This is a genomic window from Flavobacterium sp. (genome assembly GCF_035456085.1).
Lineage (GTDB): Bacteria > Bacteroidota > Bacteroidia > Flavobacteriales > Flavobacteriaceae > Flavobacterium.
Genome location: NZ_DATIDY010000091.1, coordinates 1 through 13936 on the forward strand (window position 1 = coordinate 1; position 13936 = coordinate 13936).

The 13936-nt window shown below is 35.4% G+C and carries 14 protein-coding genes and 1 tRNA gene; 8 read left to right on the top strand and 7 right to left on the bottom strand.

All coding sequences use genetic code 11. The features are described 5' to 3' along the window. A partial coding sequence (locus VLC96_RS06910; RefSeq protein ID WP_325261626.1) for an NCS2 family permease occupies nucleotides 1-395 on the bottom strand: 395 nt, incomplete at its 3' end. Nucleotides 396-1132: 737 nt separating this feature from the next. Here VLC96_RS06910 and VLC96_RS06915 point away from each other — a divergent pair. The 8 genes from VLC96_RS06915 (at nucleotide 1133) to VLC96_RS06950 (ending at nucleotide 7188) form a co-directional block, all read left to right on the top strand. Beyond that, complete coding sequence (locus VLC96_RS06915; RefSeq protein WP_325261628.1) at nucleotides 1133-2518, top strand: phage integrase SAM-like domain-containing protein; 1386 nt, start codon at nucleotides 1133-1135, stop codon at nucleotides 2516-2518. After that, entirely contained in the window at nucleotides 2518-3138 is a 621-nt protein-coding gene (locus VLC96_RS06920; protein WP_325261630.1) for a hypothetical protein, read from the top strand. Before VLC96_RS06915 ends, VLC96_RS06920 begins: the two co-directional genes overlap by 1 nt. 140 nt (nucleotides 3139-3278) lie before the next feature. After that, entirely contained in the window at nucleotides 3279-3560 is a 282-nt protein-coding gene (locus VLC96_RS06925; RefSeq protein WP_325261631.1) for a helix-turn-helix domain-containing protein, read from the top strand. A 6-nt stretch (nucleotides 3561-3566) separates the two neighbouring features. Continuing rightward, entirely contained in the window at nucleotides 3567-5567 is a 2001-nt protein-coding gene (locus VLC96_RS06930) for a BT4734/BF3469 family protein (protein ID WP_325261632.1), read from the top strand. A gap of 190 nt (nucleotides 5568-5757) precedes the next feature. Further along, the gene (locus VLC96_RS06935) at nucleotides 5758-6057 is read left to right on the top strand and encodes a hypothetical protein (RefSeq protein ID WP_325261633.1); all 300 of its coding nucleotides are present in this window, start codon (nucleotides 5758-5760) and stop codon (nucleotides 6055-6057) included. 32 nt (nucleotides 6058-6089) lie between these two features. Further along, on the top strand, nucleotides 6090-6368 hold the full coding sequence (locus tag VLC96_RS06940; protein ID WP_325261634.1) for a hypothetical protein: 279 nt from the start codon (nucleotides 6090-6092) through the stop codon (nucleotides 6366-6368). Beyond that, a complete protein-coding gene (locus VLC96_RS06945) occupies nucleotides 6365-6640 on the top strand; it encodes a hypothetical protein (protein WP_325261635.1) in 276 nt (91 codons plus the stop codon). Before VLC96_RS06940 ends, VLC96_RS06945 begins: the two co-directional genes overlap by 4 nt. Before the next feature lie 11 nt (nucleotides 6641-6651). Continuing rightward, on the top strand, nucleotides 6652-7188 hold the full coding sequence (locus tag VLC96_RS06950) for a hypothetical protein (protein WP_325261637.1): 537 nt from the start codon (nucleotides 6652-6654) through the stop codon (nucleotides 7186-7188). 243 nt (nucleotides 7189-7431) lie between these two features. Here VLC96_RS06950 and VLC96_RS06955 read toward each other — a convergent pair. From VLC96_RS06955 to murC, 6 genes are all read right to left on the bottom strand, one after another. Next, a tRNA-Arg gene (locus VLC96_RS06955) sits at nucleotides 7432-7505 on the bottom strand. Between the two features lie 98 nt (nucleotides 7506-7603). Continuing rightward, nucleotides 7604-8053 carry a GatB/YqeY domain-containing protein gene (locus VLC96_RS06960; RefSeq protein WP_325261638.1) on the bottom strand — a complete coding sequence of 150 codons (450 nt, stop codon included), beginning with the start codon at nucleotides 8051-8053 and terminating at the stop codon, nucleotides 7604-7606. 318 nt (nucleotides 8054-8371) lie between these two features. Next, a complete protein-coding gene (ftsZ, locus tag VLC96_RS06965; protein WP_325261679.1) occupies nucleotides 8372-10312 on the bottom strand; it encodes a cell division protein FtsZ in 1941 nt (646 codons plus the stop codon). 109 nt (nucleotides 10313-10421) lie between these two features. Next, nucleotides 10422-11816 (bottom strand): cell division protein FtsA, encoded by a 1395-nt coding sequence (ftsA, locus tag VLC96_RS06970; RefSeq protein WP_325261640.1) that lies wholly within the window; start codon nucleotides 11814-11816, stop codon nucleotides 10422-10424. 6 nt (nucleotides 11817-11822) lie between these two features. Then, nucleotides 11823-12545 (bottom strand): cell division protein FtsQ/DivIB, encoded by a 723-nt coding sequence (locus VLC96_RS06975; protein ID WP_325261642.1) that lies wholly within the window; start codon nucleotides 12543-12545, stop codon nucleotides 11823-11825. Beyond that, a complete protein-coding gene (gene murC, locus VLC96_RS06980; protein ID WP_325261644.1) occupies nucleotides 12532-13881 on the bottom strand; it encodes a UDP-N-acetylmuramate--L-alanine ligase in 1350 nt (449 codons plus the stop codon). Before murC ends, VLC96_RS06975 begins: the two co-directional genes overlap by 14 nt. Nucleotides 13882-13936 lie beyond the last annotated feature (55 nt).

Genomic DNA, 13936 nt, shown 5'->3' on the forward strand with positions numbered 1-13936 from the left:
CGGAGCGATTCGGGTATTGCATCGACTATTTTATGTCTGATTCCGAGGATCGAAATTATAATAAATACTACGCCTGACATAGTTACAACTCCTAATGCTTGTTGCCAAGTAGCTCCGTGACTCATCACAAGAGTGTAAGCAAACATTGCATTAAGCCCCATTCCTGGTGCCATCGCAAAAGGAACATTAGCCCAAAGACCAACCAAAAGAGTTCCGATTATTGCTGCTATACAAGTAACACTGATAAGTGCAGCTTTGTCCATCCCTGCAGCAGAAAGAATGTTAGGATTTACAAAAATAATATAGGCCATTGTCAAAAAAGTGACTGTTCCTCCAATGGCTTCTTGTTTGAAAGAAGAGTTTCTTTCTTTGATTCTGAAAATTTTTTCTAACATTGCTTTTTGGTTTACAGGTTAATTAATAGTGAACAAAAAAAACCTCACACAAACACAGGTTAGTTTAGTCCAATAAATATTCTATGTAGATTATATTTTAAAAAATATTTAATAAATCTGGGAATCAAAATAAGTAAACATTATAAAAAGAGAATTAGAGTATCATTACAATTTACCCCTTTTAAAAAACCTTTCAAGTAAAATTACATTATTTAATCTGAAAGAAAAAATAACTATAAATCAACCAAATACATTTTACAATACTTATATCTGTTTCAAATGAAAAACTATTGATTTCAGTTGTGGTGCAAATTTATTTTGTTTTAACACAAATTGAGATGACAAAAATCATGTGTTAAAAAAAACTAACTAAAAACAATTTACAATCGCAAAATCTATTGAAATAACAACCCAAAAGGATTCAAAATAATAAAAAAAGTCTGAGAACATATGCTCTCAGACTTTTAATTTTTTTTGTGACCGCGGAGGGGTTCGAACCCCCAACCCTACAAACTCAATTTGCCGTTTTTGAACAACTCCCAAAAACACTACACAAAACAAACTTAAACCTCAACAAATTCAATACTTTTATGCCTTTTTGAAAGTAGTCAATTTATAGAATGAAATTGAATAAAATTTAATACAATAGTAAAAATGTTTGGCAAATGTTTGGCAAGTTTCTAAAAGTTGCCAAACATTGATTATATTTGTATTGTTCAACCGTTCAATATTAAAATATGGCATCAATTAATTTCAGATTGCGAAGTTCAGCAAACAAAAACGTTTCAATAAAAGTTTACACCTCCCTAGGGCGTGGAAATATGATTGAGGTAAGCACGGGTTTTACAATCAACCCGAAAGACTGGAGCGAAACCACAGACCGCCCAAAGCAAAACACCCCCGAAAACAAACTACTTTTTAACAATCTCAAAAAATTGGAAGCATTCCTTTTTAAGAGCATTAATACTGATATGGGGGAAAGCGTTGTAATTGATGCTTTTTGGCTGGAATCAAAAATTAATGAATGCTTTGAACGTGTAGTAAAAAAGGACACGGGTTTATTGGTTTGCCATATCCAGCACATAATCGACAATGCAAATACTCGCGAAGTAAAAACTAACGGGGGCGTTAAAATCGGATTAGGTAAGGAAACCATTAAGAACTATATCCTTTTTAGAAATATTATTTTAGAGTATCAAAAAAACATTAAAAAGCAAATCCAGTTCATTGAGGTAACAAAGCCGTTTGTAGATAAATTTAAGAATTGGCTCATTAATACCAAAAAATACTCAACAAATACCGCAGGGAGACAATTACAAGTTCTAAAAACGGTTTGCATCGATGCGGAAAAAAACGAAATCCCTGTAGCACCGTACTCAAAAACAATTCAACAATTTAAAGAGAGCGAAACCGACCGATACATTCAAACATTATCGTTTGAGGAACTCGAACAAATTAAAAACGTGGATTTGTCCAATGCGGAACAACTTAAAGAATTTAAAGCCTCAAACCCTAAACTTACAAAAGGCCTTGCCATAACACCCGAAGCACTAAACAACGCCCGAAACTGGATTTTGATAGGGTGCGAAATCGGGCAACGTGGAGGGGATTTATTGAAAATCACAAAGGAGAATATACGATATAACGGCAAAAATTATTATATCGACATTATACAACAGAAAACAAAAAAAAGCGTTACGATCGGGATTATTGCCCCGCACGTTATCGATATAATCGAAAACCATTTTCCGGTAGAATTGAGACACCAAAAACTTAACGATTACGTGAAAGTAGTTTGCAAACTGGCAGGTATTAACGAGATCCTAAAGGGTTCAAAACTGAACACAGAAACCAACCGCAAAGAATTAGGAATGTACCCAAAATACGAACTTATGGCCTCACATTGCTTTAGACGTTCATTTGCTACCAACTATTACAAAAAGATACCTACCGCCGTATTAATTGGCATAACTGGACATTCAAAAGAAAGTTTATTTCTTACCTACATAAACGAGCGAGAGGACAAAGACAGCAACGCCGATTTATTTATGAAGTTTTACAGCGACCTACACAAAGACAAAGCACCCGAAATGAAAGTAATACTTAATACAGGAACGAAATAATGAAAGAATATAAAGAATACCTACATAACTACGATTTTGAAGAGATCACACTTGAGGAACTAAAACAACAATATCCTTTTCCGGATTTCCCTTGGGAGGTTGCCGTCGAAGAGGATATATTTATCCAGACGGAACGCGCAAATTCCACGAACTTAATAGCTCAAAGCCTAAAAATGCTAAAGGATCCAAGGATAATATTTGCCCCCTGTGATGAGGAGGGCGAGACGAACCCAGCCGATGAGGATTTGCGGAATAAAATAGAAGCTAAATACGACCGACAAATTCAAATAAGAACCGAATACATGAAGTTCTTAGACGATAGACTGCAAGAAATCCAACAACCCGAAACCGAGTTGCTTGATTTGTCGGAAAGCAAACCCATAGATAAAATTGCTTATTTGTATGAATCGGGAATCATTGACTTTTTGCATAAAAAGGACGGGAGGCCTCACACAGTAAATTCGATTGCAACATTATTAAGCGCAATTACAGGCGAAAAGGCAAACACAATTCAATCGGCCATTAATCCGTTCATTAACACACTCTCTTCTAGTAAGAGCAAACCAGCCGAAAGCACCTTAAACAAGGCAAAAGCCAAAATAATAGATCTAGGTTTTTAAAGTTAATTACTTGATAATAAATACCCTTTCAGAAATGAGAGGGTTTTTTTATGCTATTCAATAAAGTTAGGGAATCCCCTAATTATCCCCTAATCGTGGTTTGCACTCAAATCAATAAGTATTAAAAAAAAGTAACTATTATGAGTGCAACAGTTCAGTTTATCAGCTACACCCCGGAGCAACTACAAAGCGAAATAACGGCGGGCGTAAAAAGTCAATTAGATGACTTCCTAAAACATTTTAAACCAATTCAACCAGCGGAATATTTGACACGTCAACAAGTGGCTCAAATGTTTAACGTTGATTTGTCTACCGTCCATAATTGGTGCAAGTCCGGGAAGCTTAAACCGTTGGGCTTGGGATCCCGCGTTTACTTCTTAAGAAGTGATATTGAAGCGGCGTTAATTCCTTTAAATCAATAAAGCCCCATGTATACCGACAATACACAGGACTTTAAGGAGTTACCGGACAAAGATAGCAATTTATCAATTGTAGCCAACGCAAAAGGCACTATTCCAACAGACGCAAAGACCCTACACCAAATTTATCTGCTAATTGTAGGCACTACTTTTAAAAAACTTATCGAGGCCATTAGAGCCGAACCCGATGAGATAAAAAAGAAAGTCCTAAAAGCTAGATTAAAAGCTTTTTGCGTGGCTGGACTGTTTGCAGTTAGAAACGAAAAAGGGCTTAGGATTTACGCTGGCTTAGTACACGCCGACGTTGACAAGCTTACGCCCGCTCAAATGGTTGCTTTTGGTGAGATACTGAGAAACGCCCCTTTCATTGCCTTTTTCTTCATTTCGCCAAGTGGTAAAGGGTATAAAATATTTGCATGGGTAAGCACACCAGCCGAACAGCATTTACAGGCGTGGACACAGTTTAATAAATACGTTTCCGATTTGTTGGGAATTGCAACGGATCCCGCCCCGAAATCAATAGCAAGTATTTGTTTTTTCTCACACGATCCGGAGGCCTTTTATAATGAGAATGTAGGAGTATTTGAAGCTAAACGGACAAAGCAAGTTTTATCATTGATGAGAGATTTTGGACTTATCGAAACTGATGAGGTTACAGAAAACGAGAGCTTAGACAATTACATTTTAGAAAAGACTAATGAGGTTATAGACAGCTTTAACCCAGACGAACCACGACACCCACAAATAGCAAAAACAAAATTCGTGTTTGGCCTATTGAAGCAGTACCCACAAAACACCGTATCGGAGGAGGTTTATAATATGTTTTACGATGCAATGGGTACACACCTATACGTTGATGAAGTGGAAGCGAAAACGCAAAATGCTTATAAATCCCTTGCGGAGGCACGGGAAAAGGCCGAACCCGTAAAAAGCAAAACCCTTGAAAGGTTACTACATATCGAGGCGACTGTTTCAAATAAAGAGTACCGGGATAAATTTAGAATCGATGTTAATGAGGTAATCGCACCGCCTCAAATCGCCTGGAGCTTATTTGACCCACTTACAGGAACGTATGCGATTTTAGGAACATTGGGAAATTTTAGCCTTATCACAGGCAAGGCCAAAGCTAAAAAGAGTTTTTTAATCAGTATGGCTGTTGCTATCGCCTTAGTTAATGATTTGCTACACGGTATATTTAAAAGCAGTTTACCGCCCGGACAGAATGAAGTACTCTATTTTGACACTGAACAATCAAAGTACCACGTACAACTGGCAGTAAGGCGCGTTTGTTCACAAGCTAAAACCGCCGAACCGCCGAACCTCCACGCATTCCATTTAAGGAGCTTACCACCAAATGAGCGTTTGCAGTTTATTGAAAATGAGATTTATTCAAGTGAAAAAATCGGGTTTGTGGTTATCGATGGCATAAAAGACTGTATTACTTCAATAAACGACGAACAGGAAGCCTCAATGATAGCCTCTAAGCTACTGAAATGGACTGAGGAGCGAAACATTCACATCGTAACAGTGCTGCACCAAAACAAGGGAGACACGAACGCCCGAGGGCACCTCGGCACAGAGCTAATAAATAAGGCTGAGACTGTTCTTTCTGTAACCGTCTTAGAACATGACAAAGAAATTTCAATTGTACAGGCTGAACAATGCAGAAACAGAGAGCCGGAGCCGTTCGCCTTTAATATCGATGATGACGGCATACCTCAAATTTTACTAGACTACGAAACCGCTAAACCGAGAGCCGAAAAAACCAATAATATCTACACCATGGAAAACGATCAACTACAGGAAATCATATTCGACGCTTTTAGCACCGAAACCGCAATAAAGTACGCCGAACTAGTCCGACGGGTTAAACTGTCTTACAATAAGGTTACAGGGCTATCAATCGGCGATAACAAAGCGAGAGAGGTTATTTCAATTTGCAAAATAAATAGTTTAATCGAGCAGAAAGCAGAAAGAGAACCTTACACCCTTTTAGATGATTTAAATTGATGTGTTACGTTACCTCCCTTTATATAGGGAGGTAAGTAACCTAACACATGCAGAAACACGTTAATTAACATACGTTAACGCGTTAACGCACCTTGATAATCAAAGCTTTAAGGATTTAACAAAATCATCGCAAAATGCCAAAGACGCGTTAACGTATCTAAAACACTAATAATCAATAAATTAATACAAAATGGAAAATTCAAAACAACAAAGAGAAGCAATAGCAACCGCATTACTTCCAATTTTAAATGAAATGGCTAACAACCCAAAATTTCAAATCGTGGCAACTACCAAACCAAGTCAGCCGATAACGTTTAGTGACTTAATGGAATTAAGTTTACCGGAATTGGAAACACTGCAGAAAATCGTCGACAAAGCCAAAACAGCTAAGGAGGTCAAAGACAAGGCGAATAAGTACGGTTCGACAATAGACAAAAAGTATGAGCTTACCGATAAGGGCGAACCCTCAAAAAATAATTTCATTTGCTAAAATAGCCGTTTTTAGCTAAAATCAAACAAACTATGACAACGAAAACGAGAATAGGCGGACGGGCAAAGGGCACTAAGAACCGCACGACCGCACAGACTAAACAAATTATTCAAGCCCTGATAGCCTCAGAAATTGACGGCTTACCCGAACTGCTTCAAAAATTGAAGCCTATCGAGAGGGCAACCGTTCTTATTAAGCTATTGGCGTACATTATCCCAAAGCAATCTTCAATCGATCTTACAGCGGAAATAACTGACCGTTTCACTCCTGTAATAGTTCAAATAACAGACCCTAAACAACTTGAGCAATGAAAAAAGTAATAGATAATTTAGATAAATTGGAAAAATTCGTTTTAGACGAAAGTATTGATAAAAGTGCAAGGTATGAGGTATTCGCCGAAGCCCTCAGAGGTTTTGAGTTCTTTGTTTTAGGAATTAAAGCCGAAGAGAGTAACGAAATAGATGATCCTGAAGACAAAGTAGTCCCGGAGATGTTAAGGGTAATTTCTGAGATCCGGGCTTCTAAACCATTCCCGACGGGGTTCGTAGTAAAGTATAAAAAAGGAAATTCAACAAATATTTAAAAACAAACAAAATGAAAAACAGAATATTATTAAAAGAGAATGAAGCGGTTTCAAATGAGCTTATACAATTGGAGAATCTTAAATTTAATAATGGCAAGAGGCTTATTTCAATGCTGGCCGGCATAGGGCTAAACATTTCAAAAGTCGATAATTGGCAAGCAATCGAGCAGGAATTTATGAAAGATTATCCTAAAGCCAATTTGCTTTTTAACTTGCAGGCTAACGGGATTGAGAGCGAATATAAAGAGGCCGAAGCCTTTTATTTGAAAAATAGGTATGTTATGACTTTTGAAGCCGTAACGCCTGAACAAATTGAGGATATTAAGGAAAAATGCAGAGTATATGCAGACCAGGCAAACCAAATAGAGGCACATGACTTAATTAATACCGTAGTTGATAGTTTAAACCGTTTGGATCAACTAGATTTTAAAATGGATTTAGGTATTATTTATCAAATTTCACGAGTATTTTATGCAGATACCCGTGTTAAGCCTCCTTTAAAAGTGGATCAAAAAAGTTTAGTTAGTACACTCGTTAACTTGAAATAGAATAAATTTAATCAAATTATAAGCCTTTCAGAGATGAGAGGCTTTTTTATTGTGCATAAAAAAAACGGCAGTTGTTCAGGCCACCGTTTTACGTCGTTCAAACGTTGGTTTATAATTGGCATCGTAAACCGTTACAAATGTATGATTTTTTTAGTGTTTCCGAAATGGTTTGGCAATGGTTTGGCAACTCTCAAAACCAAAAAATGCAATCACCTAAAAATAAGGTAATTGCATTTTAAAAAGTGACCGCGGAGGGGTTCGAACCCCCAACCCTCAGAGCCGAAATCTGATATTCTATCCAGTTGAACTACGCAGTCAGATATTTGTATAAAATCCAATTTTTAAAATTCCAAATTCCAATTTACTAATTACACCAAAATTGGAATTTGGAATTTATAATTTGGAGCTTATAAATTTATACCAATAATTTCTTTACGATAGCAGAAATGGTTTTTCCTTCAGCAGTTCCGCCTAATTGCGCAGATGCTAATCCCATAACTTTTCCCATAGAAGCAATTCCTGAAGCTCCAGTTTCAGCAATTATTTTTGCAACCACAGCTTCTACTTCAGCTTCGCTTAATTGAGCTGGCAAGAATTTCTCGATAACAGCTACTTGAGCTAATTCTGGTTCAGCCAAATCTAAACGATTTTGTTCAGTAAATATTCTTGCGCTTTCTTTTCTGGTTTTTACCAATCTTTGCAGTAATTTAACCTCCTCGTCAGCTGATATTTCCTCTTTTGAACCTGAAGCTGTCTGAGCTAATAAAAGCTCTGATTTCACAGCTCTTAAAGCTTCTAGAGCAACTGTATCTTTGGCTCTCATGGCGTTTTTGATTTCGTCCATGATTTGAATTGATAAACTCATATATTTTTAAATTTTAGATTATTGATCTAGATTCAACTTTGAAAACTGAATACTTTAATTGCCCCAGATGGAAATGAAAAGCCTTTTTGGAGAAAATCTATTTTTTCTTGAACTAGAAAAGCGACCGGAGGAAGCTCTTTCTGGTTCTTTGAAAAAAAGAGTTACGTTAAAAAGCTTGAAATATACAGCTGGATAAGGCCCGACAAATTTAGAAAATTTTACTGTCAATAACAACAACATGTTTCATCGTTTATATTCAAAAAAATAGCCCGAAAATTGAAAATAATTTTCGGGCTATTTTAAAGAAAAATGGCTTTGTTAATCTACATTGTCATGTAAATATGAATTATTAGAACGCAATTGTAAATCATTATTGCTATCTGTTCCAACTGATATTCTTGAAGTCGAATTATTGGTTTGAGAATTATTAAGATCGATACCAAATCTTTTGTAAGCTGGCTCTCTTTCTAATTCATCAACTCTCGACACATTATCATGAAATTTATAATTAAAATCTTTTAATTTTCTTCTTCTTTCCTCTGCTCTGAATCTTAATGTTTCTTCAATTGTCATATCAATCGGAGAATTATTTTCTAAAGCTGGTGGCGTTTCAACAGTTGATTCTACTACGCGTTTCATTGTAATATTCAACTCAGCAGGAACTTCTTCAACAATAGTGGCAGCAGGTTTAGACTCTACTAAGTCTTTTTCTACTTCCATGTACTCTTCTAACGAATATTTTATGATTCCGTTATCGGATAATTCAGTTACTGGCACAAGTTGTACAGGTTGCACCACTTTAATATCACGAGTTTCATTTGTCAATTCAAATAAGAAATTATTAGTTTCTTCTTTTGTATAAACAGGTTCTGACTTGCTCACTGGCAAATCAAATGAAAATGATGCTTGTTCTTGTTTTTCTTCGATACGAGCTGGTTGAGCAACTTCTCTTACTTGCTCGACTACTGGATTTGTAATAACAAAATCAATTTCTTTCATTGGCGAAACGATTTCAAAAGTCACATCTAAATTTCTAATGAATTCGTTCATTCCAATTAATTCGTCTTCATTGATAGAAGGAATTACTGGTTGAGGAGCCACTACATCTTCGACTAAATCAAAAACAATTCTTTCTTCAGTATTAGTAGTTGGAGTTTCGCTATTTAAATTGAAACTAGCTACAGTGTTTGTTGATAAATCAAAAACACTTTTTTGCTCTTCACCTAGAGTATGAATTATTTTTTTTGGCTCAACATTTACAATTTCGTTTTGTTGCTCAACATTGAAACCAGTAGCAATAATAGTTACAGCAATTGCATCTCCAAGAGACTCATCTTCTCCTACCCCCATGATAATATTGGCATTTGAACCCGCTTCGTATTGAATGTGCTCGTTAATCTCTGCAATTTCATCGATAGTAATTTCATTAGTTCCAGAAACGATAAGTAATAATACGTTTTTGGCCCCAGTAATTTTATTATCATTTAAAAGCGGAGAATCTAGAGCAGCAATTATACCTTCCTTAGCTCTATTTTCACCAGAAGAAACAGAAGATCCCATAATAGCAGTACCACTATTATACAATACTGTTTTGGCATCACGTAAATCGATATTTTGAGTATAGTGATGTGTAATTACTTCGGCAATACCTCTTGAGGCAGTTGCCAAAACTTCGTCTGCTTTTGAAAACCCAGCTTTGAAACCAAGATTTCCGTAAACTTCTCTTAACTTATTGTTGTTGATTACAATTAATGAATCAACTTGCTTACGCAATTTTTCGATTCCAATAAGCGCTTGTTCCTGACGCACTTTTCCTTCGAACAAAAAAGGCAAAGTAACAATTCCAACAGTTAATATATCTTTTTCTTTAGCTAATTGAGCAATGACCGGAGCAGCACCTGTTCCAGTTCCACCGCCCATACCAGCTGTAATGAATACCATTTTGGTATTTACATCCAACACTTTTTCGATCTCAGCAATACTTTCTATAGCTGATTGATGTCCTATATCTGGATTTGCACCAGCTCCAAGACCTTCAGTCAAATTTACTCCTAATTGAATCTTATTAGGTACTCCACTATTTTCAAGTGCTTGTGAATCGGTATTACAAACGATGAAATCTACACCTTTAATACCTTGTCTAAACATATGGTTTATGGCGTTGCTACCGCCTCCGCCTACACCAATTACCTTGATAACATTTGATTGATTTTTTGGTAAATCAAATGAAATACTTCCAAATTCTGTACTACTTGGCATCATATAGGGTTTTAATTTTTATTAACTTATCACTAACTACTCTAGGCTTGGGGCAAAAAGGAAGTTTGATAATTTATTCTTTTTTAATGTTATTCTATTCTGGTTATGTCTATTCTGCGTTGTCTAAAAATTCTTTTATTTTATCTACATATTTATCAAAAAACGATCTTCTTATTTTATTTTCTGTAGATTCTACTTTGACCGATTGTGCTTCAACTTGAAGTATTTTTTCTGGCTGTACAACCTCTTCTTTTGTTTCAACTTTTGGCTCAACAACTGGTTCCCTATAATAAGTTACTTTTTCCGGTCCTGTAACTTTCTCCATTCTCACAGCACTTTGAGTCCTATTTTCAATGCTATTCATTACCAAACCAACAGCTGTAGCATATAATGGACTAGAAATTTCCTCATCGGAATTCCCTGCTAAATGCTCGTTTGGATAACCAATTCTTGTATCCATTCCGGTAATGTATTCTACTAGTTGCTTGATGTGTTTTAATTGAGCACCACCACCAGTAAGTACAATACCTGCAATTAATTTTTTGCGCGGATCTTCATGCCCATAAGCTCTTACTTCAGTAAAAACTTGCTCTATGATTTCAACAACTCTCGCATTTATTATTTTCGAAAGATTTTTTAACGAAATCTCTTTTGGCTCTCTTCCTCTCAAACCTGGGATAGAAACAATTTCATTATCCTTGTTTTCTCCTGGCCAGGCAGAACCAAATTTTACTTTTAATAATTCTGCTTGTTTCTCTATAATAGAACAGCCTTCTTTTATATCATCTGTAATTACGTTTCCTCCGAAAGGAATTACCGCTGTGTGACGAATGATTCCATCCTTGAAAATCGCTAAATCTGTTGTTCCTCCTCCAATATCAATAAGAGCCACCCCTGCTTCTTTTTCTTCCTGACTTAAAACAGCATCAGATGAAGCTAAAGGTTCTAGTGTTAAACCAGACAATTCAATACCTGAGCTTTGAATACATCTACCAACATTTCTAATTGAAGATGCTTGCCCAACAACTACGTGAAAACTACTTTCCAGTCTTCCACCGTACATTCCGATTGGTTCTTTCACATCTGATTGTCCATCAATTTTAAATTCTTGTGGCAATACGTGAATTATTTCTTCCCCTGGCAACATGGCCAATTTATGAACCTGATTGATCAATAAATCAATATCATTTCCTCCAATAACTTCTTCAGGATTACTTCTGCTGATGTAGTCACTGTGCTGAATACTTCTGATATGTTGCCCAGCTATACCTACAACGACATCTTTAATTTTATAACCTGAATTATTTTCTGCTTCAAGAATCGCTTGTTGAATTGATTGAATAGTTTGAGTAATATTATTTACAACACCTCTTGCAACACCCAAACTTTTAGATTTTCCAACACCTAAAATTTCAAGTTTTCCATATTCATTCTTTTTGCCTATCATGGCAACAATTTTCGTTGTCCCAATATCTAGACCTACTGCAATATTCTCTTTTTCCATTTTCTATTATTTTGTGCAAACTACTTGTTCCGTAAATCTCAAATCTATTTTTTTATATTTATACAAAGAACTGTCCAAACTCACCTTTTGAAAAAAAGCTTTATAGTTTTTAAATTTTTGTTCAATGTTTATCAAACCACCGAAATCAATTTGATAATTATAATTTCTATTCTGCATTAATAAGCTACCATTAGGCATAATTTGTATCCCAATGATGTTTTTTCGCAAAAACGCATCATCATAAATTATCTTAAATAATTTAAATAAATTTTTGTTGTTTTTCTTGTTTATCTCCCCAGAAACAAGTGGAACCCGAGCTGTAAAATTTGGCGACAAAGGCATTTTATTTCCCTCACTATCAATATAGAAAGACCCTTCATCATTAAAAACTCTTGCAATAGGAGTCTTTTGTTTTACGACTGCTTTAAGAACACCATCGATACTTACATATACATCTGCTTTCTCGATCATTTCTTGAGCATTCAATACTTGCTCTAATTTATTCAAATCTAACCTATCTTTTCTTATAGTTGAAACGCTCTCTTTATTTTCTATTAACAATTTATTAACCGCTTCTGTTTTTAAAAAAAGAGAGCTCTCGCCTACAAAAACAACATCTGTTTTAGTCAATTTCCTTTTCGTATTTTTCTTCGAAGTAAACGAAAAAAGAAAAACAACCAATCCAAACATTAATACTAATCTTACATTATTCCAATTAAAGATTTTCATATAATGCTTTTTTAATTGAAGGAACCATTTCACCTAAATCACCAGCTCCAATCGTTACAATTACCGTTGCGTCATTAGCTAAAATTTCCGGAATTAAATCTTCCTTACTAACTATCTTTTTATGCTCATTAGTCATTTTATCCATCAGCCATTGTGAATTAATTCCTTCCATTGGCAATTCGCGAGCTGGATAAATTTCCATCAAAAAAACTTCATCAAATGCTGATAAACTTTTGGCAAAATTATCAGCAAAATCTCTTGTTCTGCTAAATAAGTGTGGCTGAAAAATCGCTAAGACTTTTTTACCAGGATATAATTCCCTAACCGCCTGATGCACAGCATTTATTTCGGTTGGATGATGCGCGTAATCATCAATATAAATTAAATTTTCTTCTTTAATTTGATAAGAAAAACGTCTTCTGATTCCTTTGAAAGAAACCAAAGCCCTGGCAATAACATCGGTTGGGGTGCCGTATGTTACTGCCATTGCTAATGCCATTAAAGCATTCATTAAATTATGCTTACCTGGCAATCCGAAACGTAAATTTTTAATATGTTCGTTAGGGGCTTTAACATCGAAAACATAATTGCTGTTTTCTATTCTTATATTGTAGGCTTGAAAAACAGCCTCTTCATTAACTGCACAAACTACGCCATCAATAGGCAACTCATTGGTGATAAAAAGCTTGTTTTTATCTTCGACTTTATTTGCAAATTCTACGAATGAAGCTTCGATCGCATCACTTGTACCGTAAATATCCAAATGATCAGCATCCATCGATGTTACACAAGCAATATCTGGATGCAAATGCAAAAAGGAACGATCAAATTCATCGGCTTCAACAACGGTAACAGTTTTACCATTTCCAATTAAATTAGAATCATAATTTTCAACAATTCCCCCGATAAAAGCAGTTACATCTGCGCCACTTTCATACAAAATATGTCCCAAAATACTAGAGGTTGTTGTTTTGCCATGAGTTCCCGCCACGGCAAAACAAAAAGTATCTTTGGTGATGATTCCTAAAACTTCGGCTCTCTTTTTTACTTGATAATTACGTTCTAAGAAATAATTCCACTCAGAATGCTTAACCGGTACCGCAGGAGTTATAATAACCAAAGTATTTTCAACATAATAATCAGTTGGGATCAAGCTGATATTATCTTCAAAATGAATATCAATTCCGCTTTCTATTAATTCATTTGTAAGAATAGAAGGTGTTTTATCATAACCCGAAACTTTTTTTCCTATGGTTTTGAAATAACGAGCCAAAGCACTCATTCCGATGCCTCCGATTCCTATGAAATAGACGTTATGTATTTGATTTAAATTCATTTCTCAATTTCAATTTCAATAGCAATTTCAATATTCAAAAATTGACATTACTACT

Bases quoted from the DNA above. Each gene is read 5' to 3' on its own strand.
- VLC96_RS06975 (WP_325261642.1), bottom strand. From the start codon at position 12,545: ATGAAAATCTTTAATTGGAATAATGTAAGATTAGTATTAATGTTTGGA.
- VLC96_RS06935 (WP_325261633.1), top strand. From the start codon at position 5,758: ATGGAAAATTCAAAACAACAAAGAGAAGCAATAGCAACCGCATTACTT.
- VLC96_RS06925 (WP_325261631.1), top strand. From the start codon at position 3,279: ATGAGTGCAACAGTTCAGTTTATCAGCTACACCCCGGAGCAACTACAA.
- VLC96_RS06940 (WP_325261634.1), top strand. From the start codon at position 6,090: ATGACAACGAAAACGAGAATAGGCGGACGGGCAAAGGGCACTAAGAAC.
- VLC96_RS06930 (WP_325261632.1), top strand. From the start codon at position 3,567: ATGTATACCGACAATACACAGGACTTTAAGGAGTTACCGGACAAAGAT.
- VLC96_RS06920 (WP_325261630.1), top strand. From the start codon at position 2,518: ATGAAAGAATATAAAGAATACCTACATAACTACGATTTTGAAGAGATC.
- VLC96_RS06960 (WP_325261638.1), bottom strand. From the start codon at position 8,053: ATGAGTTTATCAATTCAAATCATGGACGAAATCAAAAACGCCATGAGA.
- murC (WP_325261644.1), bottom strand. From the start codon at position 13,881: ATGAATTTAAATCAAATACATAACGTCTATTTCATAGGAATCGGAGGC.
- ftsA (WP_325261640.1), bottom strand. From the start codon at position 11,816: ATGGAAAAAGAGAATATTGCAGTAGGTCTAGATATTGGGACAACGAAA.
- VLC96_RS06915 (WP_325261628.1), top strand. From the start codon at position 1,133: ATGGCATCAATTAATTTCAGATTGCGAAGTTCAGCAAACAAAAACGTT.
- ftsZ (WP_325261679.1), bottom strand. From the start codon at position 10,312: ATGCCAAGTAGTACAGAATTTGGAAGTATTTCATTTGATTTACCAAAA.
- VLC96_RS06945 (WP_325261635.1), top strand. From the start codon at position 6,365: ATGAAAAAAGTAATAGATAATTTAGATAAATTGGAAAAATTCGTTTTA.
- VLC96_RS06950 (WP_325261637.1), top strand. From the start codon at position 6,652: ATGAAAAACAGAATATTATTAAAAGAGAATGAAGCGGTTTCAAATGAG.